Below are 25,693 nucleotides of genomic sequence, written 5' to 3'. Positions count from 1 at the left end.
GGGCGACAGGTTCACATGGGATCCCGGTCCAAGGCCGCCGTCCGTCTCTCGTCCCATTCCTCGCTTTTGGCCGCTGCGGATGCCTCAAAGATGCCACAGCCGTTTCACGGGGCCCGTGGCCACCACATAAATCAGGTGATGGAATTCGGGTAAGCCCAGAACGTATCGGGCCTCATGGTCATAGTAGGCCCCGATACCGCAGGCACCCAGGTCCAAGGCGGTGGCACCCAGATAGAGCCGCTGGCCCAGACGTCCGGCCTGGATCAAGGCCCGGCGGTAGGCGCGCGGTCCCAGCCTCTTTTCCAAGTTCTGAAGATCCGCCGAAAAGCCCCACAAAACGGCCGCATGGCGCAGCCACTGCTGATCCAGACACGCGGAGGCCAGCTGGTCCCTCGCATCCCCCGCCTTCCGACAGATGGCCCGGGACGCCGCCTCGTCCCAAAGGTAAGAACCCGGATCCAGCCCTTCCACCCCCGCACACAAAAACGAGACGGAAACGCCCGAAAAGGTGTCCAGGCCGGAGCCGATGCCGTGCACCAGGAAAGAGAAAGCCTCTGCCGACAGGCCCCGATCCACGAAATTCCGGTACGATCGGCGCCGCCAGAGCACCTGCGCAAAGGCCGGTGCATCGGGCCAATGCGCGGGCCTGGGAACGTCCACCGTGGGCTGATCTGAAATCTCTCGGAAAGCCGCGCCGGGGCCGGCTTCCGGCGCTTCGATCCAGTCCCGGGTTTCCCGGTGCACCTGAAGGATCGTCGGCGGCACCCGGTCGGAGGGGCTCATCCGGGACGCCTCGGGCTGGACGGGTTCCAGCGTCCTGTCGTCCGGGAAAGAGGGACCGCCGGGCGCGATCGGCGATCTTTCCCAACCGGCCCCGGCTTGGGAAGACGGGATGCCCACCATGGCCAAGCAGACCTCCCGCTCCGGATCGATCCCGAGAAATCGGTTGACCAGCTCGTCCTCGAAGGGGTCCAAGACCCGGGGCCCCATCCCTTCCGCACCGGCAGCCAGGACCACATTTTCCAGCAGGTGCCCGGTGTCCAGAAGGCAGTAGCGGTAGGCCCGGTCCCGGTATTTCCAAGCGCTGCGATAGAAGAGCGCGGTGATGAAAAAGACCGCCGCCCACTCTTTCCCGTCTTTCCAAAAGACCCCGGGACGGAGCTCACAGAGCCGGTTGTGGGCCAGGTCGAAGTGGTACAGACCGTCCCCGACACCTTCCACGCTCTGAACCGCCACGTAGATCTCGCACGGGTAGAGCGCCCCAGCCGAAGGCGCTGCCCGAAAAAAGTGCGCGTCCCGGCCGCGACCGCTGCGCGCCGTGACCCCATAGGCCAGATGCAGGATCCGCCCCAATCGCGTAAGATCCATGGGGCGGCGGGATGGGTCGCTCGATTGGGACACCACATCCCAGAACCCCGTTCCGGCTCCGCTCACCTCCCCGGGCAGGTCCACGGAAGGCAGGTTCCGGTACTCTTTGAACGGAGAGGGCCGGGCCGTCCAGTCCAGGTATCCTCCCCCCAGGTGTCCCCGGGAGTAGGCCGTGTGCTCCTGGTAGCGAAAACCGGTTCTATCCACATCAACCTCCCCACGGCATCTGGGCATAGGTCTCGCTCAACTTGTCCCGGAACTGGCGGAAGAAAAGTTCATGCTGCCTTTCCCACTTGGACAACATCTCCAGAGCGCTCTTGGTCTTTCCCACCGCCTTTTCGGCCATCCCGGCGTAGAATTCGCTCAGGTCCTTTTCGATGAGCCAAGCCGTATTGAAGACAGTCACATCCGGCACCATGGACCCTTGGATACACTGCTCCAAAAACTCCTTCTTGGCCCGCTCGTCGAAATAGTCGGTGGGCTCCAGGATCACGTCCTGCAGCTGGCCCGGGTCCACCTCCCGCCCCTGGTGCAGTTCGTCCAGAATTCGATTGATGAAGGCGATGTGTTTTTCCTCCTCGGCAATCAGCCGCCGGAAGGCGCTGACCGCCGCGCCCATGCCCAAGCGCTGCAAGGCGGTCTGGAAAAAGAGCTTTCCCGTTTCCTCCTGGTTGAGGGCGTATTCGAAGACCTTGATGAGGGGCTTGTTGTGGCTCATTGTCTTGTCCTTTCTATTCAGGGCTTGTGGAAAACAATCAACACCGTCAAAGCCATCGGAGATGCACAATTCCTTCGCCGATTCGGGCTTTCGCACCACCGGATGCGCCGGATCCTTTGGCCCGACCGCCGCCCGGAGGCCGCTACCAAAAGCAGAGCACGGCTGTTGCGCCGGGAGGGCCGGGCTGCAAGAGGCCCTGCGTTTTTCCCTTTTTCGGGCGAGAGATCGGCTGTGCGACAATGGCGCCTTTTGGGGGATTTCCAACAGGTTGGAATTCCGATGTGCCCTGTGGCTCTTTTGGAACCTTGTCGGGGCGGGTTCGGGATTCGCCCCTACTGCCGCAGGGCTTGGCCGGTAGCGCGGCCGCGCGGGGTAGCCCCAACCTTCCGTCCGCACAAGAAGGGCACAACCTGGACCTTTTCAGACAGCCTCTTATGGCTTGGATGCCTTGAGCTCCTTTCGGTGGCAGTCCCGGCATCGCACGGGCCCCGTCCTGTTGCCGGCTTCCGTCTTCTGCTTATGGCAGGCCAGACAGCGATTCATCACCTGCTTTTTCTTGAGTTGCCCTTCCGCCTTGAGGGCATCCACCGAGCCGCGTTGCTGCGGGAACAGCTCGTGGCACGGTGCGCAGCCGTCCACCACTTCCTGGTGCTTCCAGTGGGGTACCAGGGACGGGGACATGGGCCCCGAGTTCAGGATGAGGGTTTCGGGCCCCTGGTGCACGGCATCCGATGTGCCTCCGGATTGGGCGATCCCCACCCACAATCCCACCAGCGCCAGAAAAAGAACGCAGCTTATCAGAAACCCCTTCCACTTCATCGTTTCTTCTCCTTGTCCATTCCATCCAGCAGGCGCTTCAGTGCTTCGGGCTCGGTAACCGGTCGCAAACACCGGCGCGTTTCACATACGTAGGCCGTGGCCCGCCCGGCAAGGGCCTCCATGGGCCGCACAAAGGGCACCAGCCGCTCCAAGGTTTCTCCCCGCGGGGGTGGTTCTTTCAGGAGCAGTACACGCCGGGGATTGCCGGCCCGGCGGACGATCCGGATCATGTGTTGAAGGTCGGAGTCTTGGCGATCCCCCACCAGCACGATCTCCGTCGACGGCCCCAGGGCCCAGTCCAAACCGGTCAGAAAGTGGGTGTAGGCCCGGGGATAGTGGGCCACCGTTTCGGCAAAGGCACGAAGCACACCGTCCGCCGCTTCTTCCCAGCGCGCATCCCCCGTGAGTCCGGCCAGGCGCACCAGGTTGTTGAGCGCCGCGGAATTGCCGCTGGGGGTCGCTCCATCGTAGTGGTCCTTTTCTCGAAAGATCAGCTGTTCGGCGTCCCGGCCCGTGAAGAAGAATCCGCCTCGGTCGAAATCCCCGAAAAGATCCAACAGGCCGTCATGGAGCTCCACCGCTTTGTCCAGCCAGTCCGCCTCCAGGGTGGCTTCATAGAGCTCCAGCAGGGCCCAGCCCAGAAAGGCGTAGTCGTCCAGGCACCCCCGGTGGGCCACCTGTCCGTCCCGGTACCGGCGTTGCAACCGACCGCCGGAATCCCGCAGATGATCCCACACAAACCGCACGGCCCGAGCGGCCGCCTCGGCGTATTCCGCCTTGTGGAGAATCCAGGCCCCCTTGGCCAGAGCCGCCGCCATCAGCCCGTTCCAGGCGGTGAGGATCTTGTCGTCCTTGAGCGGGGGCACCCTTTCCCGGCGCTTTTCGAAAAGGGCCTTCCGCGCCGCGCCCAGCCGCTCTTCCACCCCCTGCAGGCTCAAGGAGAACCTTTCGGCGCACTCCTCCAGCGTCTTCGCCTCGTGGAGGATAGACCGTCCCTTTTCAAAGTTTCCCTGGACCGTGACCCCGTAGCGGTAACAGAAAAGGGAGGCCAAATCGGCATCCAAAACCTCCCGGACCTCTTCCGGGGTCCAGGTATAGAAAAGCCCTTCTTCGCCCTCCGTATCGGCATCCTCGGCGGAATAGAATCCCCCTTGGGGCGCCGTCATGTCCCGGAGCACATAGGCGAAGATTTCTTCCGCGGTTCGCCCATGGCGATCCCGGCCGGTGACGTGGTAGGCCTCCAGGTACGCCATGGCCAGGAGGGCCTGGTCGTAGAGCATCTTTTCGAAGTGCGGCACCAGCCAGCGCTCATCCACCGAATACCGGTGAAAGCCATAGCCGAGATGATCATAGATGCCACCCCGCCGCATGGCCTGCAGGGTTTCGTCCACCATGGACACGGCCGAACGCTCTTGGCTCCGATCATAGAAGCGCAAGAGGAAGGTGAGGTTGTGGGGCGTGGGAAACTTGGGAGGCGGCCCGAAACCGCCCCAACGCTCGTCATAGGCCGACCGCAACTGCTCATAGGCCCGTTGCAAGTCCCTGTGGGTCAGCTGGCCATCGCCCGTTGTCTCCACCGTCCTTTCCAATGCCTCGGCGATCTTGAGGCCGGTTTGCAAAACCCGGTCCCTTTCCTCCTTCCAGAGTCGGGCGATCTCCTGAAGGATGTCCACAAAGCCCGGCATCCCCATGCGGGACGCCTTGGGAAAGTAGGTACCGGCAAAGAAGGGTTTGCCTTCCGGCGTCAGAAAGACCGATAAGGGCCAGCCGCCTCCCCCCGTCATGGCCTGGCACGCCGTCATGTAGATGCCGTCGATATCGGGGCGCTCTTCCCGATCCACCTTGACGGCCACGAAATGGGCGTTGAGAAGCCGAGCCACTTCCTCATCCTCGAAGGACTCATGGGCCATCACATGGCACCAATGGCACGTGGCATAGCCGATACTCAAAAAGATCGGCTTGTCTTCTTCCCGGGCCCGGGCGAAGGCCTCTTTTCCCCAGGGATACCAATCCACGGGGTTGTTCACGTGCTGCAAAAGGTACGGGCTCTTTTCGCCCGCCAGATGGTTGGGCATGTCCCCCTCGATTCCATGGAAATCCGGGACGGGTCTCGGCCGTCCAGGCCCTCGCCCCCTTAAATGCAAAAAGGGGCCGAAGCCCCTCGCCTAATCACCTGGGTGCGGTCGTCTTTGCGCCCGCATAGGCTTCACAGACCTTGAAATCGATCATCTTTCCGCACTTGGAACACCGGTGCTCCTTGTTGAACTCGTCGGAAAAGATTTCCTGCTCCTGTCCGCAATTGGGACACTTGCAAACAAAGGACTGAAGGTCCTTGAACTGCTCGAATCCCGGGCAATGCTCAGGTGTGGTCATCTTTGCCCTCCTTCGTTTTCCCGGAAAGACTTGCCAAGGGCAGGCTGCGCGGGGGCGGGTTCCGAACCCGCCCCCGCTCCCGAAAGGCCATTTTCGGGCAGCCCCCTAGGCCGCGTCATTCAAGGCTCCGGCGATCTCTTTCCCGTAGCCCTGGGCCATCTCGATCCCACCGCCCAGAGCCGCCGACTTGAGCCGCAGGGGCCCACCGACCATCTTCATCTGGTAGATGTTCTTCATGGTGTCGAAGATTCGCCCGGGAGCTTCTCCGCTCCAGCCGAAGGCACCGAAGGATCCCCCCACCTTTCCTTCCAGGCTGTATCGTTCCAACTTGAACAGGAAGGTCTTCATGGGCTGCATCATCTCCCCATGATAGGTGGCGGAACCCAGGACCAAGGCATCGAAATCCTCCGGATTCACTCCCGCCTTGTCGAACTCCTGAACACTCATGATCTGGACATCCACTCCCGCCATCCGGAGACCCTCGGCAACCAGTTCGCCGATGCCTTTCGTCTGGTTGGTCCGCGTTGCATAGACGATCAGGGCTTTGGACACGCCACCCTCCTTTTGATCAGGCTATTCTTCCACCTCCTCCACCTGCTCCACCGTGGCCTTGTGCTTAGTACCGCAGGTGGGGCAGAGAATCTCGATCTCATCCTCGGGACCGACGTACTTGTCTTTGAGCTTTTCGGGACCCAAAAAGGTCACGTCTCCGCATGCACACTGGGGACATTGACCGCGGACCTTGTAACGCTTCTTCGCCATTTGCTCTTCCTCCTTGCTAAAAGGTGATCACCTGCCAGCCTTCTTCCACATAGCGCCCCATGCTCACGTGCCCGCTCATGTCCGCCAACAGGGGCAGACCTTCCGTCTCCACGGCTTGCAGCACCTGGAGCTTGGCGGCGCAACCTCGACACACACCGGCAAAAAGCCCTTGCTGTTTTACCTGCTCATAAAGATCGTGCATGGGATGATCGCCACGGGCCAGTTCCGGAATCACCTGAACCGAAGCCCCTTCCACCACCACCGTCACCTGGAATCCCCGTGCCTGCATGTCCAAGGCATTGAGCAGCACATGGACGAAGCACATCACTTCGCCGTTGAAGGAAAAGAGCGCGACTTTTTTCATGGCATTTTCACCTCCTGCATTCGCCGTCCCTTCTGGCCGCAGGACCTTTCGCTCCTGCAAGACGCCCCGTTGCAGGGACGTGTCATCCGAGCCGCTCCACGCGTACCAAGTCCTACAAGCCTGTCCTAGGAGCCGCCCTGAATCCGTTGGAGCGCCCCGATGATGTCTTCCAGGGGTGGCCGCTTGTTGATGTCGTGGACATGGATGTAACGAACGATCCCCTTCTTATCGATGATGAAGATGGCCCGCTCCGACACCCCGTCGGAACGCAGTACGCCGTAGCGGGTCGCCACCTGCCCATGAGGCCAGAAGTCGGAAAGCACCGGAAACCAGACGCCTCCCATCTCCTGGGTCCAGGCGTACAGGGTGGGCAGGTTGTCCACCGTAATGCCCAAGAGCACGGCGTCGTGGGCCTCGAAGAGATCCCGAACGATATTGTAGCCCGGCCACTGGTCGGAACAGACCGGGGTCCAGGCGGCGGGAACGAAAGAGATCACCACGTTCTTCTTTCCCCGGTATTCCGACAAGGTGACCCGCGGCCCCTGGATGGACGGGAGAGTGAAATCCGGTGCCGGATCCCCCACCTTGAGCACCGCAACGGAATCGATGGGCTTCAAGTGCCCGGGGTTGTAGATCTTGCCCTTGAACATCTCCGATACCGCCGATGCCGGCCGGGGGGCCAGGAGGCAGACGGCCGCCGCCAGGACCAGGCAAGCAAGCCCACGGGTGTGCGATCTTTTCTTCATGGTTCGTTCCTTTGCTTCCAGTGGTTCGGGTTCCGTCATCGAGGGTTTCCCTGCCGTCCGGCAAGGGGCGTACCGCGCGGAAAGCGTTCCCATCAGGCGATGATCCCGCCGCGCCGGCCCGGGATAAGGATCCGGCCCCCGGCAGCGCATCCCGGGCAATCCCATTGGGCCTTTCCTACCGATCGCCCACCAGCTTGTGGAAAAATGCTTCCGGATCTCCAAAGGAACCCGCCTGGGAATAGATAACCCGGCGAGAGCCGTCGGCCGATCGCTTCACGACGATGAAGTGAGGCGTGCGGGTTTGTCCCAGGAGCTGATAAACCCGGTAGTCGCCGTCGGCAATGAGGGGAAACGGCACCTGGTACTTCTTGCGAAACACCTCCACCTCAAACTGGGAATTTCCCACGCCGATCCCGAGGATCTTCACGGTCTTTCCCGGCTTGGACTTGCGCTGCGAGAGCCCATAAAACTCGTTCACCACAGGGGCTTCCCGCTGGCAGTAGGGGCAATACATGCTGAAGATTTCCACCACCACCACATCCGCATCCACCTGGTTGACGGAAAAAGACGCCCCCGGCCCCACCCCCAGATACTCCCGCAAGGCCGGGGCCTGGGGCGCCGGGAGCATCAGATCCGGGAAGACGTCCCCCACCTGGGGAACACCACCGTCCTGGGCCGTACCGGGGGAAGGCACCAAGGCACAGCCCAACAGCCCCACCGCCAGAACCACCGTGAAGAAGCATCGTCGCATCACTTCGCCTCCATCTTTTTCCGCACCCGTGGCGCGGGGTCAGCGTGTCTTGGCATTGACGGCCCCAGGGCGGCCCATTTCCAGGCGCCTCATCATGTCCCGCAAGCCCTTGGACTGGTACCAACGGCCGTTGTCGAAAACGCTGTAGTCGGAGCCCAGCATGGCCGAAGAAAAGCGCACCGAATTGGCGAAAAAGAGCCACTGCTCCACCCAGAGCTTTTCAAAGGGCTCGTCGAAGGGGTTTTGCTTCGCCTGGGGACCGCGGGCCAGCCCCCGCTCCCAGGCCTTTTGCATGAGCTCCGTGGCCGTTCGGGTCATGCGGTTGCTTTCCTCCAGTGTCTTTTCAAAACGGGCCCAGTGGCCCTGAACCCAGCTCACGGAATGGCATCCCAGGCAGACCCCGTGGAGGGTTTCCCGTCGCTTTGTCTGCTCCTGGGCGTCGATCACCGCCGACCTCACGGGGCTTCCATCCAGGTTGGTGGGAAGGGCCAGGCCCTGGCCATTTCGGATGGAGAAGGTATCCGGCTCCTTGGGGTGGGGGTGGGAGTAGATGAGGCCGAAGATCCGCCAAGGGAGTCGATCGTTCATACGATGCGTGCGCTGGGCCAGCACGTTGCCGCCTTCATCCACCAGAAGGCTCGCATGGCACGCGGCGCAGGTGGGAGCGTTGAAATCCTTGCCCACCACCCAGGGAACGCTGCTAAAATTCCATTTTGCCTTCTGGGAGGCGTAGATGTTTCCGTGTTTGCTCACCTGGTACACCTTGTAGGCGGGCACATCCGGACCCTTGTGGCACTGGGAACAGGTGTTGGGCTTTCGTGCCACCTCCATGGAGAAGGCATGGCGGGCATGGCACGAAGAGCACGAGCCCTTGGAGCCGTCGGGGTTCAATCGCCCCACGCCCACGTTGGGCCATCCGGTGAGGACCGCAAAGTCCATCTCTCCCAGATCCGTTTCCCGGGATACGGTCCCTTGCACCTCCACCCGGGTGCCGTGGCAACTGAGACAGGAGTCGTCGTTGGTATGGGCGGGCACTTCGGCCATACGGAGACCCTGCGAGCCCAGGACCTGGATTCCGTTGACGGCTTCCACCAGATTCCCGTAAAGGGGGTTTTTCATCAGGATCCCATGGGCATGGGCCATGAGGTTCTGCCCGTATTGATCCACTTCCTGCACGTGGCAGGTCCGACAATCCCGGGGAGTGACCACCACATGAACGTCGTAGCCGTTGTGCTCCACCGTATCCTTATGGGTTTGCGGGTTCAGGGTATGGCACTCGGCACAGCCCACGCTGGTGGCTTGCAAGGATTGGGGGATCTTCGGTGAACTCACCTTCCGATACAGTGGTGCCATCTGCAGGGCATCGGCCGGCGTTACTTCCGCATGGCGGCTCCGCTGCCAGTCGGAAACGATTCCGGGCGTGGCCTCCACATGGCACGCCAGGCACTCCTGGGTGGCCTCGCTGTGAGGAGCCGCCCATGCTGGCAAAGACAGGGCGAAAAACAAGAAGATCCAGACCACACCGGCCATTGTCCGGCCCCCTTTCCCATGGGAAACGGCGGGCAGTCTCGTCGTCCTCACGAGCAGCCTCCTTTCATCCCAACCCCACATCCAAGATCATCATGACCACAAATCCCACAAGGCACGCCATGGTGGCCAGATCCGCATGGCCGCTTCGCTGGGATTCCGGGATCACCTCTTCCACCACCACGAAGATCATGGCCCCGGCGGCAAATCCCAACGCATAGGGAAGGATGGCGCTGGAAAGGCCCACCACCAACGCTCCCGACACCCCCGCCACCGGTTCCACCACACCGGAGAGCTGCCCGTACCAGAAGCTCTTGAACCGCCCCATGCCCTCTCGGTGCAACGGAACCGAAACGGCCAGCCCTTCGGGAAAGTTTTGAATGCCGATCCCCAGGGCCAACGCCACCGCACCGGCCAGATCGGCGTCGCCCATACCGGCGCCGGCCGCTCCGAAAGCCACCCCCACCGCCAGGCCTTCCGGGATGTTATGGATCGTGATGGCCAAAACGAGAAGAACGGCTCGCTTCCAGCGCGTGGGAAGTCCTTCCGCCTCCTCCATCCCAAAGCCCAGGTGCAGATGGGGCATGAGCGCATCCACGGCCCGCAGAAAAAGGCCTCCCGCCAGAAAGCCGACGGAGGCGGGTAACCAGGGCAGATCGGTTTGGGACGACATCTCAATGGCCGGGGCCAGCAGGGACCAGTAGCTGGCGGCGATCATGATTCCGCCTGCAAATCCCAGCAGGGCATCCAACAGGCGCTGGCTGTAGGAGCGCATCCAAAAGACGGCGGAAGCCCCCAGGGCCGTGAGCCCCCAGGTGAAAAGCGTCGCCAAAAGAGCCTGCACCACGGGCGAAAAAGACCGCCAGCCGTTCACAACTTCCAGCATGGGCCCGTTTCCTCGGCATGCCGGCCATCCATGGCGCGGCCATCCCCATCAGACCATGGCGAGTCCAAAGGTCCTGAGCGCCCCTCACCCATCAGCGGCCGCTCACGCCGGCTTTCTTCCTTCGCCTGGAGGCTGTCTGACAATGGCCTCTCGGCCCTACTGGTCCTTTTGACCAGTTGAAATTCCACCGGCTCCGTGGTGTTTCTTGCATTCTCTAACAGGCCAAGCCGGCAGCGCGGCCCCGGCGGACAGCCCCAAGCGTCCGTCCGAACAAGAAGGGAGCCACCTGGGCGTTCTCATCAGCCAGGGGCCTTCCGTGACATTCGTTCAGGTGACCGGTCCCGCCCCGTCCAGGCGCGCACCGCTCTTTTCCATGAACCAGCCATGGGGGTCGGTGTAATAAAACTTGAGATCTTCCAGGATTCTTCGATGCTCGCGCTCTTCCGAGGACATGCGGCTCAGGAATTCCTTCTGCAAGGGTTCCGTGGCCTTTTCCAGCTTCTCTTCAAAGAGCCGGATACAGGCCTCCTCCAGCTGGATGCCCGTCTCCAGGGCCGCCAGCTCATCGGAACAGCTGTCCGCTGGCTTGTTTTCCTCGGGGCCCACTTTCTGGAGGAGCTTGGCCAGCAGATCCTCTTCGGGCGGCACGTACCGGCAGGCATCGGCCCAAGCCTTTCCGGCCTTCAATTCCTCGTAGATCTCCTGCACCAGCCTGCCGTGCTCTTTTTCCGATTCGTAGAGCAACTGAAAGGTCTCTCGGCCCACGGCATCGGAACAGGCTTCCATGGCTTCCTGGTAGAGCTTTTGCTTCTTTTCCTTGATCTCCACGGCCTGGCAAAAGGCATCCAGGAGTTCTTGACTGGACAGCGCCATGGGCACCTCCTTGGTGGAAGGACTCGAAGAAATGGAGAGAAAACGGCCCCGGGAGGAAGACGTTCCCCATTCCCGGGACCATGGAATCGACTCAGTGGGACTAGGCCGATGCGGGTGGGGCCACCAGCGTCGTTCCGGGAGGCAGGGAAAAGGCGCGCTGACCCAGCTCCCGGTCCAGCATGAAGACGCCGCCCCGGGCATTTTCAACCAGCTTGACCTTCTGGAGGATCCCATCGGCACTGGCCTCTTCCTCCACCTGTTCCTTGACGAACCACTGGAGGAAGTTGTTGGTGGCGTGATCCCGTTCGGCGACGGCCAGATCCACCAGGTCGTTGATCAGACCGGTCACCTTCTGTTCGTGTTTGTACACCTCTTGGAACACATGGAGCAGCGAATCCCACCGGGCCGGTGGCGCCTCGATGGCCGCCAGCGTTACCCGCCCGCCCCGTTCGTTGACGTAGTCGTAGATCTTCATGGCGTGGGAAAGCTCTTCCAACGCCTGGACTTCCATCCATCGAGAAAACCCGCCCAGGCCCGTTTCATTCAGATACGCGGCCATGGCCAGGTAGAGATAGGACGAATAGAGTTCCGCGTTGATCTGGGCGTTGAGCGCCTCTTGCATCTTTTCGCTCAGCATCTTCTTATCCCTTCCAGAGCCCGTGGAGATTGCAGTATTCACGCGCCGACACCGATTCCGCCTTCACGCAGAATTCAGCCTCGGGCGCGTCCCCCGGGTTCAGGAATCGGAAATAGGAAATGCCGTCGGCGATGAGCTCGATCCACTGGATGTAGTGCTTTTCCTCCATGGGGTGCGCCACGCTGCCCACCTTCACCTTGTAGCCGTCGGCGGTCTTTTCCACCACGGGCACATGCTTTTCCTTGGCCGCGTCCGTGACCCCTTCCTTCAAAAGAACCATGGGCTGTCCGCAGCAGACCAGCTCCCCTTCACCGCCCCAGAGGACTTCAATGATATTTCCGCACGCTTCGCACTTGTAAACTTGCCGTCTTTCAGCCATTTCTTCATACCTCCTTGACGCTTCCTTGCTGCTTTTTCATCCAACGGGCGCCGGATCGCAGCCACGGCGCCCCCCCATGACCGTCATGGGACCTGTCCCCCACGGCCTTTCCATTTGCCCGAAAGACCCGCGGGGGATTACCGGCAGTTTTGAACCGCCTGGAGCACCGCCGCATAATCGGGCTCTTCGGCGATCTCCTTGACCAACTGGGCGTGGCGCACCACGCCTTCCTTGTCCACCACGAAGACCGCCCGTGCCAGAAGGCGAAGTTCCTTGATGAGCACGCCGTAGGCCTTCCCGAATGCCGCATCCCGGTGGTCGGAAAGGGTGATCACATGCTCCACGCCTGCCGCCCCGCACCAGCGCTTCTGGGCAAAGGGAAGGTCCATGCTGATGGTGAGGATCATCACGTCATCGCCCAGCTTTTCCGCTTCCTGGTTGAAGCGCCGCGTTTCCATGTCACACACGGGCGTGTCCAGGGACGGGACGGACGACAACACCACCACCTTGTCTTTGAACTCAGATAGCCTCACCGGCTGAAGGTCGTTGTTCAAGGCCTGAAAGTCCGGAGCCGCCAAGCCTACCGTCACTTCCTCCCCCACCAGGGTGAGCGGGGCGCCCCGCATGGTTACCGCGCCGGGTCGTTCTGCCATGGCGTGTCTCCTCATGTTTGTTCCGGGAAGATCAATGGAAGAAACTTTTCGCAAATTCTCGCGATTTGATTCTAACTGTAAGCGTCCGTCCCAAGAGCGTCAAGAAAGGGCGGGCAAAAAGAGGGGGCTCCGATGGGGGCTCCGTCGCCGACCTGGGTTGGCCGGAGAGGGGAAAGGCTGGCTCCCGGTTCCGAGGCCCGGGTCCGATCAGAATGATGCAACAGCGTTGGTGCGCCCCGCCCGGGGAGCTTTTCCAAGAACGCCCAGGTTGCTCTCTTCTTGTGTGGCCGGAAGGTTGGGACTTTCAATGCTGCTGGCCTTGCCATGCCGTGTAGGGGCGGGTTCCCAACCCGCCCCTACAAGGCTTTCTGAGAATTCAAAAAGCACCTCGGGGCCAGTGGAATTTCAACTGGCCAGAAAGCCACAAAAGGGCGAGGGCCAATGTCAGAGAGCCTCCTGAGGAGGGTCCACCCTGAACGCCGGCCTCCGTGGAAACGCCTTCACGCCGGGGTGGGCGGTAGATGAAAGTGGCGGCGGGGATTTTCACAGGACGATCGTAGGTTCGTGGTGGCGACGCAAGGAAGTGGGCGAAGCAAAAGACCGCCCCATGGACACCTTCTTGTAGGGAATAGGAACGGCCCGATGGGTCGCCCCCAGAAACGGTGTCCACAGGGCGGTCTGATGTGCCGGAGGCCTTTTTCACACAGCCTCCCGGGGATCCATCAGGCGTCTTCGGCCTCCACCGGCTCCAGCAGGATGCGGCAGTCGGCCACCGTGGCCCCCTGGCCCTTTTCATGGACCAGCATGGGATTGATATCCAGTTCGCTGATTTCCGGATGATCCAGCACCAAATCCGACAGGCACACCAGGAACCGCTCCAGCGACAGGGTATCCGCGGCCGGCCTACCGCGCACGCCCTGGAGCATCTCATGGCCCTGGATGCCCCGGATCATGCGCCGGGCCTCGTTTCGTCCAATGGGAGCCACGCGGAAGACCACGTCCTTGAAGATCTCCACGAAGATGCCGCCCAGTCCGAACATGAGCAGCGGCCCGAAAACGGGATAACGCGTCATGCCCAGAATGACCTCTTCTCCCGGAGGGGCCATTTTCTGCACCAAAACTCCCAGAATCTCCGCCTCCGGGTTGTATGCCTTGGCGTTTTCCAGGATCTCGTCGTAGGCGGCGGCCACTTCCTCCGCAGATCCCAGGTTGATCTTCACGCCCTTGGCATCGGATTTATGCAGGATCTGGGGCGAGACCACCTTGAGCACCACCGGGAAGGTGAGGCTCTGGGCGTATTGCACCGCTTCCTGGCGGCTCTTGGCGATAAAGGACGGCAGGGTCTGGAAGCCGTAGCAGCGCAGCAGCTCCCCCCCTTCCCATTCCGTGAGTGAGCGACGCCCTTCGTCCAACGCCTTCCGGATGATCTCCCGAGCCGTGTCCGTATCGTGTTTCAAATCGAACTGGGCCAGGTGCTGACGGTTGAGCCAGGCAGAATACCGGTAGAGCGCCCCAAAGGCCTGGGCCGCATGTTCGGGAAAGCGGTAGGCGGGGATCTGGTTCTCCTGGAGCACCTTCACGCCGGCCGACACGTCGAAGGTCCCCATGAAACAGCACAGGATGGGTTTGTGGGTCTTCTTGTCGATCTTGACGATGGCCTTGGCCGTCTCCAGGGCGTTGGTCATGGACTGGGGCGTGAGGACCACCAGGGCTCCGTCCACGTTTTCGTCCTTGATCACCGCCTCCAAGGCGTTTTCGTAACGTTCCTGGGTGGCGTCTCCAATCACATCCACCGGGTTATGCACATTGGCCGTGGCCGGCAAATGGCTGGAAAGCGCTTCCACGGTCTCTTCATGGAAGCGGGCCAGTTGCAGCCCGGACGACACCGTCATGTCCGTGGCCACAATGCCGGGTCCCCCCGCGTTGGTTACGATGGCCACCTTGTTTCCCGTGGCCGTCTTGCGACAGGCAAAGGCACTGGCGAAATTGAAGAGCTCCTCGATGGAATCCACCCGAATGATGCCCGCCTGCTGGAAGATGGCGTTGTAGACCGACTCCGAACCGGCCAGAGACCCCGTGTGGGACGACGCCGCCTGGGCCCCCGCTGCCGTACGGCCCGACTTGATGACCAGCACCGGCGTGGGTCGGTCCCCGGAGGTGATCTTCTTCACCTCCTGGATGAACTCCGGCCCTCGACGCAGTTCCTCCAGGTAGATCATGATCACCTGGGTGTCCTCGTCCTGATGCAGGTAACGCAGCAGGTCCAGTTCGTCCACATCCGCCTTGTTGCCGATGGAGATGAACTTGGAAAACCCGAAATCCCGTTCCGCGGCAAAATCGAGCACCGAGGTGCACAGAGCGCCGCTCTGAGAGATGAAGGAGATGTGACCCGAGGCGGGCATGCGGTTGGAAAAGCTGGCATTCATCCGGACCGCCGGGTTGGGGTTGATGACCCCCAGACAGTTGGGCCCCACCAACCGGATGCCCTCCTCCCGGCATTTGGCCACAATCTGGTCCTCGATCCTTCGTCCTTCTTCCCCCACCTCGCGGAAACCAGCGGAGACGATCACAAGGCCCTTCACGCCCTTTTCGGCCGCCTCCTCGACGGCCAAGAGCGCCAGCTTGGGCGGCAGTACCAGAATGGCCAGATCCACCGGGTCGGGAATCTCCAAGAGGCTCGGATAGGCCTTGACGCTCAAGACCGATTTGGCCTTGGGATTGACCGGGAAGAGGGTCCCCGTGTAGCCGCCCTTCAGGATGTTGGCAAAGATGTCGTGGCCCACCTTGCCGGGCGTCGTGGACGCTCCCACCACGGCCACCGATTTCGGGGAAAAGATGGCTTCCAGATTCTCCATGTCCTGTTCCTTTCTCTCGCTCTCTATTTTCATCTCCGATTCTCCGGCTCGGAGGTACCAAGTCCAACGGTTGCGAAACAAACAAGCCACAGGCTTATACAGAGTCAGGAACGGAAGGTCAAGAAGACTTAGTGAAATAGGATGCAAATGGGTGCTTCTGTATGGGAGTGTCACGCCGCCCGGTCAGTGCAAAGCGGGGCCTACCTGGCCGTTCTCAAACGGGAGCTGTCTGAGAACGCCGATCATCCATTCGGGCCAACGCAATTGCAAACACTTAGCCTACACAAAAGTTCTAGAATCAGCCTTTTCGGACAAGCTCAAACGGCCTCCGGGGAGGAACCGGGGATCAGAGCAATGCGGACCTTGCGCGTTCGGGGTCCGTCGAACTCACACAAGAAGATGCGCTGCCAGGTTCCCAGCTGGAGTTGGCCCTTTTCCACCAGGACCTGCACGGAGCTTCCCACCAGGCTCGTCTTGATGTGGGCCGCCGAGTTTCCTTCCATGTGCTTGTAGGGCCCCCGCCACGGCACCATGGCATTCAGGGTGTTCATCACGTCCTCCATCACCGCAGGGTCCGCCCCTTCGTTGATGGTGACCCCGGCGGTGGTATGGGGCACATAGACCACGCACAGCCCGTCGGACACCTTCCTTTCCCGGACCTTGGCCGCCACCGCCTGGGTAATGTCCACCGCCACACTCCGGCTGGATGTGGTCACTCGGATCGTATCGGCCCCCATGGCTCCCTCCTCAATGATGGCTCGTGGATTATCCAGGAAGGATCAATCCTCCGCGATCGCTTTCGGTCTCGTCATCCACGTCCGGAAGTTCGTCTTCCGGACCGAAAGAGACGTCATATAGCGCCCTCAGGGCTTCCGCCATGAGCCGCACGGTCACCGGGCTTTCGCCGGGGTCCTTCAGGGACGCCACATGTTCCGCCAGGGCCAGAAACAGGCCCGCGCCCCGGTGGTCATCGGCCAGATACCGCGAAAGAGACGTCTCCAGATAGTGGTTGGCGAGAATCTCCAGGAGTTGGGAATCGAAAAAGGCCCGGGCCGCCTTGGCCACCACTTCCCCTTCCTGGGCGGCCTTCACATGATCGGGTACCACCAGAACCGAGCTTTGGACGGTTTCCAGTTCCGCGGCGGCCATCTCCGGGATTTCCGACTCCAGGAAGATCGGCACCGTTGAACCCAGGTCCCTCAGCGCCGATTCCACCAAAGAATCCACGTCGCCACCGTTGTGGGACGGCAGTTCATCCCTCCAGAACACCTGGCATCGGAAACCGGTTTCGCCGCTCCGATGGGGCGACAGGGCCTGGCGGGCGAGCAGGATCTGGTCCCTTTTCAGGGTCTGCAGCCGGTTGAGGCGGTCCAATTCGAAAAAGACCTGGGCCATGTGGGCCAGGGGAACCGCATGGGCGTGGGCGTCCATGTGTTCGACACTTCCCCGCAGAAGTTCCCGGTACTTCTTGCGGGGTTGGAAGGAGGCGTGGAACATCTCCGCCTTAAAGGGCGAGGTGACGGTCAGCACCACCATGAGAAAGTTCGGTTCTCCCTTGATGGGTAGGTAGGCGCTGTATTGCCAAATCCCGCCTTCGGCCGGTGTCACCAGATGGCATTCCTTCTTGCGCGTTTCCTGGCGAATGAGGGTCACCGGGGTGGAGGGATCCGGTTCGTGTCGCGCCTCGTCGGGCAGACGGAATCCCTTTTGGCGCAGCCGATATTCGGCCTTTCGCACCACCTTGACCAGCTTCTTCTCCGTCACCACGGAGCGCAATTCGCAAAAGGCTCGAAAGCACACCCCGTTTTCTTGGCGGCTGAGGTAGTCCAAGAGCGCCGTCGCCAGCTTCTGGCGGCTTTCCAACACCTCTTTCAATGTCTTCAGACAATGGTCCAGGCTCTGTCCGTTGGGATCCTGGAGCCGCAACCGATCGATCATGAGCTCCACTTCCCGCCGTTCATTTTCGGTGAGATTCAGGAGGTTCTTGGTCTTCTTCTTTGTCATGATTCCCAGCCCGTCGTCCGTGGTCTGTCATCCGTGGCACCGTCATAAAAAAGCCCCAGAAACCGCTGGGAGCTTCTGGGGCTTGGTGAGCGCTTCAAGGATCGATCATTCTTCCCGCGGCTCGATGATCAGCGAGTCCGCCACGAGCTCCCAGAGGTATTTCACCTCCACATCCATAAAATCGTACTCTTTGCGCAAACTCTTCATGATTTGGTCGCGGCAGTTGTGGCACGGGGCGATGAGCAGCTTGGCACCCGTGTCCTTGATCTGCTTGGCCTTCACCCGGCCGTAGAAGATGCGTTCCTCCGTATAGGGGGATGCCCAGGCACCGCCTCCGCCGCCGCAGCAGAAGTTGTTGGCCCGGTTGGGATACATCTCCACGAAGTTTTCGCAGCACTGCTGCAGCACCCAGCGGGGTTCTTCGTAGTAGCCGTGGCCGAAGGTCCGTTCGCTCTTGCGAGCATAATTGCACGGATCGTGGTAGGTGGTCAGTTCCTGATGGACGGACTTGTCCACCTTGATCCGGCCTTCTTCCAGGTATTGCTTGAGCAGATCGTGAACGCTGACGAACTTGACGCCTTCATCGGCAAACCATTGTTGCAGACCAAGCCTGGTCGCATAGTAGGCGTGGCCTCATTCCGGTAAGACAAGGTACTCGCATTCGAGCTCCTTGTAATTCTGAACGAGGCGGCCCACGATCTCCTTCATGGCCTCGTCATCACCGGTGAAAAGGCCCCAGTTGACGCCTTCCCAGTTCTTGGAAGCCACGGTCCAGGATTCGCCGGCGGCATAGAGGATCCGCCACCAGAACATCATGTCTTCCGGTTCCGCGAAGGGTTCCTTGGAGTTGATGGTGAAAAGGTACTTGGCACCCTTCTTGTCGACAGGCACCTCAAAGCCCGGCAGCTCCTCGGCCAGCTCCGCGCCCAAGTCTTCCAGCAAAAACTTGAAGTCTTCTTCGGGAATGCCCACGTTGTTGCCGGTCTTGAGGCACATCTCCACGCCTTTGTGGAGCACGCCGGGCACCTTGTCCCGATCCCGCATGGCGCGGGCGGAACGGAGCAGCTTGAGCAGGTCGATGTTCATGGGGCAGGCGTGTTCGCAGCGCCCGCACATGGTGCAAACCCATGGGAATTTGGAATCGATAATCTCCTGGTCCAGCCCCAGCACGGCCAGCCGGACCACCTTGCGCACATCCAGGCCGTCCACGCCCGTTACCGGGCAGCCTCCGGCGCAGGTGCCGCAGGTCAGGCACAACTCGGCGTATTGGCTCGCCAATTTGCGCCTTTCTCGTTTGGACAACAGCAAAGGCTCCATGATTCTCTCCCCTGACTTGGTTCCCGTTAGACAACCGTCTACCTCTCCTAACACAAGAGCCGTTCCAATAAAAGATCTTTTTCTCAAAACCTGAGGCCGCCCCGATCAATACTCATTGGGCAGCCGGCCGAGCTTTTCCATGGTGAAGACAGGACCGTCCTTGCACACATACTCCGTTCCGATGTTGCACCGCCCGCACATGCCGATCCCACATTTCATGCGCATCTCCAGGCTGGTGATGATCCGCTCCGGCGGAAAGCCCAGGTCGGCCAGCACGGGCAGCGTGAATTTGATCATGATGGGCGGGCCGCACACGATGGCGTAGGCGTTTTCCGAGCTGGGCGCCTTTTCCTGGGTGATGGCCGGCACGAACCCCACGTTGTACTTCCAGTCGGGATCGTCCGTGCCGTCCACCGTGAGGTGCATGGTGATGTCATCGCGCTTTTCCCAGGCCACCAATTCGTCTTTGTAGAGCAGCATGCCGGGATTGCGGGCCCCGTAGACCACGGTGATGTCGCCGTAGTCGCCCCGATGGGCCGGGTCCAGCATCCAGACGATGGAAGAGCGCAGGGTGGTGAAGGCGAAGCCGCCTCCGATGATCACCACGTTCTTTCCTTTCATCTCCTCCCACGGGTACCAGTTGCCCAGGGGGCCGCGCACACCCATGACATCCCCGGGCTTCATGTTGTGCAGATGGGTCGTCACCTTGCCCACCCGGTTGACGGTGAACATGATGAAGCCCTTTTCCGTGGGCGACGAGGCGATGCCGATGGGCACCTCTCCCTGACCCGCCACCGAAAGCTCGGCGAACTGGCCGGGGATGTAAGAAAAGGCCTCTTCGTCCTTGGGATTCAGAAAGACCAGCTTGAATGTCTTCAGGTTGCGGTCTTCCGTTTCCGTGATGATCTCCTGGATCCGGACGGGATAGGGCAGATAGGGGTTTTTCACGTCAGTCCTCCGGAACGTTTCGCTCCTCAGAGCGGATCACGAACTCAGCAGTCTCAAGTCGGGCAGACACAGGAGGCGCTCATCATGGCCACCACCCGACGGATGTCGATGTTGACAGGGCAATACTGAACGCAACGCCCGCAGCCCACGCAGGCCGGGCCGTCGCCGTACTTGTCCACGTAGTATTTGAACTTGTGCATGAAACGCTGGCGTACCCTTTGGAGTTTTTGGCTGCGGGGGTTGTGGCCCGATCCGTGCAAAGTGAACAGAGGAAACATGCACGCATCCCACAAGCGCAGGCGAACGCCGCGGTCTCCCTGGACTTCGTCCTGGATGTCGAAGCACCAGCAGGTGGGGCACAGGTAGGTGCAGGTGCCGCAGTTGATGCACGCAAACTGGACCTCTTCCCAGAACTCGGCGCCGAAAAGCTCCGTCTGCGGTTTGTCCTTGAGCGGGTCGATCACAAAGGGTTTGGCCACTTTCTTGGCGGCCTCCAGGGCGATCTTTTCGGCCGCCTCGGCCATCTCGCCCGTTGCGGACTGGGCCTCGGGCGCGTCCTGGAGCAGGGCTTCGCCCTTTTCCGTCACGGCCGCCAGCAGGTAGCCGCCTTCCACTTCGGTCATCAGCACGTCCAGCGCGGAGGAGTCGAAGGGCCCCGTGCCCACAGCCGTGCAAAAACAGGTGCTGCACGGTTGGGTGCAGCCCAGCCCGACGAGGACCGTGGCGTTTCGGCGCGCCTCCCACCAGGGATCCCGGTAGGTATCGGTCACGAAATTCACATCCACCAACTGAAAGGCCTTGGCATCGCAGGGGCGGATCCCCAGCACCACCCGCTGGGCCGTCTGGCGCGGCAGTTCCTTGAGGATCCCCGCCTCCGGATCGTCCTTTCGGAGCGAATAGGCGAACAGGGGATCCGTCTGGGGGTGCATCAGGTCCTTGGGCGAAAGGCGCGTGTTCTGGAAATTCAGATCCAGATCCCGGGCTTCCTTCAGGGCGCGAAACCGATACGCCTCCCCTTCCCTGACCGGTCCCAGCACCTGATTGTCCGCCATGAGCCGGTCCACCAGACGGGGCAGGTTGTCTTTGCTAACGAATATCTTCAACATGGGCATGTCCTTTATGGCTTCCACGGTCGCTCACTCATCCGACCACCTGGTCATTCAACGGGGCCATCCCGGATCTACTTGATGAAGTCCTGCGGATCGTCCGGGCGATAGGTATCCAGAGGCGGACGCTCCTCCAATACAATGCCCACCTCGTAGTCGAAGAGTTCCTTCGCGTCCTTTTCCAGTTTCTTGGTGAACTGGCGGACCTTGATGTTCATGGGACACGCCCTTTCACAGGCCCCGCAGTCGGTACAACGACCGGCCATGTGGTAGGCCCGCAGCAGATGGAAGGTCCGCGTGTCCGTGGGATCCAGCGATTTGCCCACCCACTGGGGCCGGGACTCATCCACGAAGCAGGTGGGGCAGTAGCACTGGGGACAGGCGTTTCGGCAGGCATAGCAGCGGATGCACGAAGCGATGAGTTCTTCGAAGTGGTTCCACCGCTCCTCCACCGACAGGCTCTCCAGGCGCCGCACGTCTTCGTAGCGGTCCACGTCCGTGGGTTCTTCCACCATCTCGCCCAGCAGTTCATCGTAGATCACCGGGTTTCGGTGGATACAGATCTTGCAATTGTCCTGGAGCACCTCTCGGCGGGCAAAGACCTCCTGAAAGCCTTCACCGGAGACCCGCACTTGCGAATCCGTCTCCTCCACCTCAAGGGGTTCCCGGCCGTTCAACGCCCTCAGGATGCCTTTCCGGTCCAGCATGCCCTGGCACGGGACTCCCAGGATGTGGAGCTGATCCCGTGTGATCTGGTTTTCCTGGATGTGGACCACGATGTTTCGCGAATCACACCCCTTGGCCACCACCGCCACCCGGTCCTTGCGCTTCGTCAGGTAATTGGCCAGGTTGATGCCGCAGTTGCCGTCCCAGATGAGCTGATCCACATGATCCACATGGCGGACGAACACCGGTTCGTTCATCAGGGGCAGGGTGCCCCTGCGAAAACCGATGACGCCGTCCACCTTCTTTTCGGCGAGAAGGCGCCGGGCCGCGTCCCGAATCTTTTCCGTGTATGCGTGCATCTAAACCACCTCAGCTTGAAGTTCCGCCGTTGCTTGGCCCCACGCGGCCTCCCCTTGGGGCAGGGTCTTGATGAAATGGCGGGAGGGTCCGGCGGCGCGCACCGTCTCCACCACCTCTCGGGCCACTTGGGCGAACTTGGACGCCTCCGCCGATGAAATCCACGAAAAGTGCAGTCGCCTTGGATCGATGCCCGTGTGTTCCAGCAGGCTTTTCAACAAAGCGAACTTGCGCCGCGCGTAGTAGTTGCCCTCGATGTAGTGGCAGTCGCCGGGATGGCACCCGGACACCCACACGCCGTCCGCCCCGTGGCGGAGGGCCGCCAGGATGAACTTGGGATTGATGCGCCCGCTGCACGGCACGCGAATCACCCGGATGTTCGCTGGATATTGCAAGCGGCTCACGCCCGCCAGGTCGGCGGCCCCGTAGGAGCACCAATTGCACAGAAAAGCGACGATCTTCGGTTCCCATTCACTCATCGAATCGACTCCCAGGGAGCCCGGGGCTGGGCCCGCACTCCCATTCATCGTTCATCATACGCTGTTCATCGTCCCTACAGGCTGTCGATCATGGAAAAGATCTGGGCGTCATCGAAGCCCTGCAGCCGGATTGCTCCCGACCGGCACGATGCCACGCACAGCCCACAGCCCTTACAGAGGGCCGGGTTGATTTCCGCCACCCCACGCTCGTTGAACCGAGGCGCGGAGTAGGGGCAGACCTGGACACAGGTACCGCACGCGCTGCACAGCATGGGGTCAGTCCGGGCCACCGTGCCGGGAAAGTGGATGGTGTCCCGAGCCAGCAGGGTGGCGGCGCGGGCCGCGGCCGCCTGGGCCTGGGCGATGCTTTCATCCAGGGGCTTGGGATAGTGAACCAGACCGCACAGAAAGACGCCGTCGGTGGCAAAATCCACAGGCCGCAGTTTGGCATGGGCTTCGATCAAGAACCCATCATCGTTCATGGGTACCTTGAAAAGCTGCGCCAACGACTCGTCGGCGTTGGGCTCGATGGCCGTGGCCAGAGTCACCAGGTCGGGGCTGAGCACCACCGGCCGCTGCAGCACGTGGTCCGTGACGGTAACCTGCAGTCGGCCGTCCGCCACCTCCACCCTGGGTTTGTTTTCCAGGTCATAGCGGATGAAGATCACCCCTGCCTGGCGCGCTTCCTTGTAGAGCGTCTCCCGCTCGCCGTAGCTTCGGATGTCCCGGTAAAGCACATAGACGTCGCAGTCGGGATTGCGTTTCTTGATCTCCAAAGCGCTGTGGATCGAGTGGGTGCAGCACACTCGGCTGCAGTAGGGGCGATCCGGCTCCCGGGATCCCACGCACTGGATGAAGACGGCCGATTGGGCCGAACGGATCGCCGGGTCGTCATTTCGGAGCTTCCGGTCCAGTTCCAGGTGGGTGAGTACCCGGGGATCCCGGCCGTAAAGGTATTCCGTGGGCACGTGTTCGCGGCCGCCCGTGGCAACGATGGCCACGCCGTGTTCCACCTGGACGGATTCCGCCCCTTTTTGGATCACGGACTTGAAGTTGCCCACGAACCCGTCCACCTGAGAGATGTGGCTGTTGAGGTGCACGGTGATGTTCGAGTGGGCCTGGACACGATTGCGCAGTTCTTCCAGGTATTGGGCCACGTCTTCACCGCGCCAAGTGCTGTTGAGATGCCGGGCCTGCCCACCCAGCCGATCTTCCCTTTCCACCAGATCCACCGGATAGCCCTGGTCGGCCAGGGAGAGGGCCGCCGTCATGCCCGCCACGCCGCCTCCGATGATCAGAGCCCGGCGGGTGACCGTCAGTTCCGGTTCCTGGAGCGGCTCCAGCAGCGCCACCTTGGCCACCGCCATGCGGACCAAATCCTTGGCCTTTTCCGTGGCCGTGGCCGGATCCATGCCGTGCACCCAGGAATCCTGATTGCGGATGTTGGCCATCTCGAAAAGGTACTTGTTCAGGCCCGCATCCATGAGCGTTTCCTGAAACAGGGGTTCATGGGTGCGCGGGGTGCAGGCGGCCACCACGATGCGGTTCAGTTGGTGCTCTCGAATGACCTTTTTCAGGGTCTCCTGCGTATCCTGCGAGCAGGTATAAAGATTGTCCGTCACGTACTCCACGTAGGGGAGGCTCTTGGCGTAGTCGCGCACCGCGGCCACATCCACCACGCCGCCGATGTTGATGCCGCAATGGCAGACGAAGACCCCCACCCGGGGCGGCTCCCCAAAGACATTGAGCTGGGCCGGCACTTCCTTTTCACGGGTCAGGCTGTGGCGAGCCGGGGCCAAGGCGGCTCCGGCGGCGGCCGCGGCGGCGGAGGCCTCCATGACCGACTGGGGGATGTCCTTGGGACCCTGGAAGACACCGCACACGAAGACCCCGGGCCGAGAGCCGGCCACCGGATCGAAGGACGAATGCTCGGCGAAGAGATGTTCGTTCAGACGCACATCCAGCCGCTCGGCGAGCGCCTTCGCCTCCTCGGACGTCTCCAGGCCCACCGACAGCACCACCAGGTCGAAAACCTCCGAGGTGATCCTCCCCTCCTCGTCCACGTAGTGGATCTCCAGGTCTCCGCCCGATCCGGGCACCTCTTCGATGCTGTGCACCCGCGAGCGGATGAACCGCACCCCGTGCTCTTCCTTCGCCCGGTTGTAGTAGCGCTCGAAGTCCTTTCCGTGGGTGCGCATGTCCATGAAAAAGATGGCCGCCTCCAGGTCGCTTCCCGCATGCTCCTTGGCGATCACCGCCTCCTTGACGGCGTACATGCAGCACACCCCGGAACAGTAGGCGTGGTCACAGTGGTGGATGTCGCGCGATCCCACGCACTGGAGCCAGGCGATCTTCTTGGGTTCCTTCTCGTCGGACGGACGCACCACATGCCCCATGGTGGGCCCGGACGCCGAAAGGAGCCGCTCGAACTCCATGGCCGTCATCACATTGGCAAAGTGCGCGTAGCCGTAGGTGTCGTAAAGGGACGGATCGAAGGGCTTGAAGCCGGGAGCCAGCACGATCGCCCCCACTTCCAGTTCCCGCTCCCGGGGGGTGTCCTCGTGGATCACCGCATCGGCCAGACACGCGTCCACGCACCGGTAGCATTCGGAACAGATCCCGCAGTTGAGGCATCTTTCGGCTTCCCGGCGCACCTGCTCTTCCGTAAAGCCCAGTTGCACCTCGTTGAAGTTGCCCCGGCGCTCTTCGGGCGAAAGCCGCGGCATGCGCTCCCTGGGAATCTGGTCGTAGCCCTCCGTGGGCACATCTTGGACCGGCTCCCACTTTCTTTCCCGTCCTTCCCGGAGATCCTGCCCCTGCAGGAACCGTTGGATGGAAACGGCCGCTTCCTTTCCCGCCGCGATGGCCTCGATCACCGTGCGCGGGCCCGTCACCGCATCGCCGCCCGCGAAGATGTCCGGATCATCCGATTGGAGCGTCACCGGATCCACCTTGAGGGTCCGCCAGTCGCTCAGGGTGCACGCGCATTCCGGCGTCAGACACGCCCAGTCCGATTCCTGCCCGATGGCCGGAATCACCGCGTCCACTTCCATCACGAAGTTGGACCCTTCCACGGGAACCGGACGGCGCCGCCCGCTGGCGTCG

25 protein-coding genes are annotated in these 25,693 nt (G+C 61.6%); all 25 read right to left on the bottom strand.

From position 1 onward, the window contains the following. Positions 1-84: 84 nt before the first annotated feature. Entirely contained in the window at positions 85-1,575 is a 1,491-nt protein-coding gene (locus tag B9A12_RS04980; RefSeq protein ID WP_170920355.1) for a SagB/ThcOx family dehydrogenase, read from the bottom strand. A gap of 1 nt (position 1,576) precedes the next feature. Continuing rightward, positions 1,577-2,086 carry a ferritin family protein gene (locus B9A12_RS04975; protein ID WP_139796497.1) on the bottom strand — a complete coding sequence of 170 codons (510 nt, stop codon included), beginning with the start codon at positions 2,084-2,086 and terminating at the stop codon, positions 1,577-1,579. 432 nt (positions 2,087-2,518) lie between these two features. Further along, positions 2,519-2,905 (bottom strand): cytochrome c3 family protein, encoded by a 387-nt coding sequence (locus B9A12_RS04970; protein WP_084056780.1) that lies wholly within the window; start codon positions 2,903-2,905, stop codon positions 2,519-2,521. Next, entirely contained in the window at positions 2,902-4,980 is a 2,079-nt protein-coding gene (locus B9A12_RS04965; protein ID WP_084056779.1) for a thioredoxin domain-containing protein, read from the bottom strand. Before B9A12_RS04965 ends, B9A12_RS04970 begins: the two co-directional genes overlap by 4 nt. A gap of 94 nt (positions 4,981-5,074) precedes the next feature. Beyond that, positions 5,075-5,278, bottom strand: coding sequence for a hypothetical protein (locus tag B9A12_RS04960; RefSeq protein WP_084056778.1), 204 nt, complete (start codon positions 5,276-5,278; stop codon positions 5,075-5,077). A 105-nt stretch (positions 5,279-5,383) separates the two neighbouring features. After that, the gene (locus B9A12_RS04955) at positions 5,384-5,830 is read right to left on the bottom strand and encodes a flavodoxin domain-containing protein (protein WP_084056777.1); all 447 of its coding nucleotides are present in this window, start codon (positions 5,828-5,830) and stop codon (positions 5,384-5,386) included. Positions 5,831-5,851: 21 nt separating this feature from the next. Further along, positions 5,852-6,040, bottom strand: a complete 189-nt coding sequence (locus B9A12_RS04950) for a hypothetical protein (RefSeq protein ID WP_084056776.1) — start codon at positions 6,038-6,040, stop codon at positions 5,852-5,854. A gap of 16 nt (positions 6,041-6,056) precedes the next feature. Further along, a complete protein-coding gene (locus B9A12_RS04945) occupies positions 6,057-6,404 on the bottom strand; it encodes a DsrE family protein (protein ID WP_084056775.1) in 348 nt (115 codons plus the stop codon). 125 nt (positions 6,405-6,529) lie between these two features. Beyond that, positions 6,530-7,150 (bottom strand): peroxiredoxin, encoded by a 621-nt coding sequence (locus B9A12_RS04940; protein ID WP_084056942.1) that lies wholly within the window; start codon positions 7,148-7,150, stop codon positions 6,530-6,532. A 175-nt stretch (positions 7,151-7,325) separates the two neighbouring features. After that, entirely contained in the window at positions 7,326-7,901 is a 576-nt protein-coding gene (locus B9A12_RS04935) for a TlpA family protein disulfide reductase (protein WP_084056774.1), read from the bottom strand. Between the two features lie 39 nt (positions 7,902-7,940). Beyond that, positions 7,941-9,482 (bottom strand): multiheme c-type cytochrome, encoded by a 1,542-nt coding sequence (locus tag B9A12_RS04930; RefSeq protein ID WP_245802353.1) that lies wholly within the window; start codon positions 9,480-9,482, stop codon positions 7,941-7,943. Positions 9,483-9,495: 13 nt separating this feature from the next. Beyond that, positions 9,496-10,302 (bottom strand): ZIP family metal transporter, encoded by an 807-nt coding sequence (locus B9A12_RS04925; protein ID WP_425430178.1) that lies wholly within the window; start codon positions 10,300-10,302, stop codon positions 9,496-9,498. 339 nt (positions 10,303-10,641) lie between these two features. Beyond that, positions 10,642-11,187, bottom strand: a complete 546-nt coding sequence (locus tag B9A12_RS04920; RefSeq protein WP_170920354.1) for a ferritin-like domain-containing protein — start codon at positions 11,185-11,187, stop codon at positions 10,642-10,644. 100 nt (positions 11,188-11,287) lie between these two features. After that, positions 11,288-11,824 carry a ferritin gene (locus B9A12_RS04915; protein ID WP_084056941.1) on the bottom strand — a complete coding sequence of 179 codons (537 nt, stop codon included), beginning with the start codon at positions 11,822-11,824 and terminating at the stop codon, positions 11,288-11,290. Positions 11,825-11,828: 4 nt separating this feature from the next. Beyond that, entirely contained in the window at positions 11,829-12,203 is a 375-nt protein-coding gene (locus B9A12_RS04910) for a desulfoferrodoxin (RefSeq protein ID WP_084056770.1), read from the bottom strand. Between the two features lie 137 nt (positions 12,204-12,340). Beyond that, positions 12,341-12,856 (bottom strand): thiol peroxidase, encoded by a 516-nt coding sequence (gene tpx, locus B9A12_RS04905; protein WP_084056769.1) that lies wholly within the window; start codon positions 12,854-12,856, stop codon positions 12,341-12,343. A gap of 722 nt (positions 12,857-13,578) precedes the next feature. Beyond that, positions 13,579-15,711, bottom strand: coding sequence for an acetate--CoA ligase alpha subunit (acs, locus tag B9A12_RS04900; RefSeq protein WP_084056768.1), 2,133 nt, complete (start codon positions 15,709-15,711; stop codon positions 13,579-13,581). Positions 15,712-16,028: 317 nt separating this feature from the next. Then, complete coding sequence (locus B9A12_RS04895) at positions 16,029-16,448, bottom strand: secondary thiamine-phosphate synthase enzyme YjbQ (RefSeq protein ID WP_084056767.1); 420 nt, start codon at positions 16,446-16,448, stop codon at positions 16,029-16,031. Between the two features lie 28 nt (positions 16,449-16,476). Then, the gene (locus B9A12_RS04890; RefSeq protein ID WP_084056766.1) at positions 16,477-17,715 is read right to left on the bottom strand and encodes a hypothetical protein; all 1,239 of its coding nucleotides are present in this window, start codon (positions 17,713-17,715) and stop codon (positions 16,477-16,479) included. Between the two features lie 105 nt (positions 17,716-17,820). Further along, the gene (locus B9A12_RS17765) at positions 17,821-19,032 is read right to left on the bottom strand and encodes a (Fe-S)-binding protein (protein ID WP_139796496.1); all 1,212 of its coding nucleotides are present in this window, start codon (positions 19,030-19,032) and stop codon (positions 17,821-17,823) included. 105 nt (positions 19,033-19,137) lie between these two features. Next, positions 19,138-19,980 carry an FAD/NAD(P)-binding protein gene (locus tag B9A12_RS04880; RefSeq protein WP_084056765.1) on the bottom strand — a complete coding sequence of 281 codons (843 nt, stop codon included), beginning with the start codon at positions 19,978-19,980 and terminating at the stop codon, positions 19,138-19,140. A 53-nt stretch (positions 19,981-20,033) separates the two neighbouring features. Next, positions 20,034-21,086, bottom strand: a complete 1,053-nt coding sequence (locus B9A12_RS04875; protein ID WP_084056764.1) for a 4Fe-4S dicluster domain-containing protein — start codon at positions 21,084-21,086, stop codon at positions 20,034-20,036. A gap of 74 nt (positions 21,087-21,160) precedes the next feature. Further along, positions 21,161-22,111: a 4Fe-4S dicluster domain-containing protein gene (locus B9A12_RS04870; RefSeq protein ID WP_084056763.1), complete on the bottom strand. Its 951-nt coding sequence runs from the start codon at positions 22,109-22,111 to the stop codon at positions 21,161-21,163. Then, positions 22,112-22,588: a hydrogenase iron-sulfur subunit gene (locus tag B9A12_RS04865; protein WP_084056762.1), complete on the bottom strand. Its 477-nt coding sequence runs from the start codon at positions 22,586-22,588 to the stop codon at positions 22,112-22,114. Positions 22,589-22,662: 74 nt separating this feature from the next. Then, positions 22,663-25,693 (bottom strand): FAD-dependent oxidoreductase (locus B9A12_RS04860; RefSeq protein WP_139796495.1); only part of this gene is annotated, 3,031 nt, incomplete at its 5' end.

This window comes from Desulfacinum hydrothermale DSM 13146 (assembly GCF_900176285.1).
Classification (GTDB): Bacteria; Desulfobacterota; Syntrophobacteria; order Syntrophobacterales; family DSM-9756; genus Desulfacinum; species Desulfacinum hydrothermale.
Note: the sequence above shows the minus strand (reverse complement) of the source record. Positions and strands in the feature narration are given on the sequence as shown.

Excerpts from the sequence above, each read along its gene's own strand:
- B9A12_RS04965 (WP_084056779.1), bottom strand. The coding sequence starts at position 4,980 with ATGCCCAACCATCTGGCGGGCGAAAAGAGCCCGTACCTTTTGCAGCAC.
- B9A12_RS04975 (WP_139796497.1), bottom strand. The coding sequence starts at position 2,086 with ATGAGCCACAACAAGCCCCTCATCAAGGTCTTCGAATACGCCCTCAAC.
- B9A12_RS04950 (WP_084056776.1), bottom strand. The coding sequence starts at position 6,040 with ATGGCGAAGAAGCGTTACAAGGTCCGCGGTCAATGTCCCCAGTGTGCA.
- B9A12_RS04910 (WP_084056770.1), bottom strand. The coding sequence starts at position 12,203 with ATGGCTGAAAGACGGCAAGTTTACAAGTGCGAAGCGTGCGGAAATATC.
- B9A12_RS04945 (WP_084056775.1), bottom strand. The coding sequence starts at position 6,404 with ATGAAAAAAGTCGCGCTCTTTTCCTTCAACGGCGAAGTGATGTGCTTC.
- tpx (WP_084056769.1), bottom strand. The coding sequence starts at position 12,856 with ATGGCAGAACGACCCGGCGCGGTAACCATGCGGGGCGCCCCGCTCACC.
- B9A12_RS04970 (WP_084056780.1), bottom strand. The coding sequence starts at position 2,905 with ATGAAGTGGAAGGGGTTTCTGATAAGCTGCGTTCTTTTTCTGGCGCTG.
- B9A12_RS04940 (WP_084056942.1), bottom strand. The coding sequence starts at position 7,150 with ATGAAGAAAAGATCGCACACCCGTGGGCTTGCTTGCCTGGTCCTGGCG.
- B9A12_RS04920 (WP_170920354.1), bottom strand. The coding sequence starts at position 11,187 with ATGGCGCTGTCCAGTCAAGAACTCCTGGATGCCTTTTGCCAGGCCGTG.
- B9A12_RS04870 (WP_084056763.1), bottom strand. The coding sequence starts at position 22,111 with ATGCACGCATACACGGAAAAGATTCGGGACGCGGCCCGGCGCCTTCTC.
- B9A12_RS04890 (WP_084056766.1), bottom strand. The coding sequence starts at position 17,715 with ATGACAAAGAAGAAGACCAAGAACCTCCTGAATCTCACCGAAAATGAA.
- B9A12_RS04935 (WP_084056774.1), bottom strand. The coding sequence starts at position 7,901 with ATGCGACGATGCTTCTTCACGGTGGTTCTGGCGGTGGGGCTGTTGGGC.
- B9A12_RS04960 (WP_084056778.1), bottom strand. The coding sequence starts at position 5,278 with ATGACCACACCTGAGCATTGCCCGGGATTCGAGCAGTTCAAGGACCTT.
- B9A12_RS04865 (WP_084056762.1), bottom strand. The coding sequence starts at position 22,588 with ATGAGTGAATGGGAACCGAAGATCGTCGCTTTTCTGTGCAATTGGTGC.
- B9A12_RS04875 (WP_084056764.1), bottom strand. The coding sequence starts at position 21,086 with ATGTTGAAGATATTCGTTAGCAAAGACAACCTGCCCCGTCTGGTGGAC.
- B9A12_RS04915 (WP_084056941.1), bottom strand. The coding sequence starts at position 11,824 with ATGCTGAGCGAAAAGATGCAAGAGGCGCTCAACGCCCAGATCAACGCG.
- acs (WP_084056768.1), bottom strand. The coding sequence starts at position 15,711 with ATGGAGAATCTGGAAGCCATCTTTTCCCCGAAATCGGTGGCCGTGGTG.
- B9A12_RS04895 (WP_084056767.1), bottom strand. The coding sequence starts at position 16,448 with ATGGGGGCCGATACGATCCGAGTGACCACATCCAGCCGGAGTGTGGCG.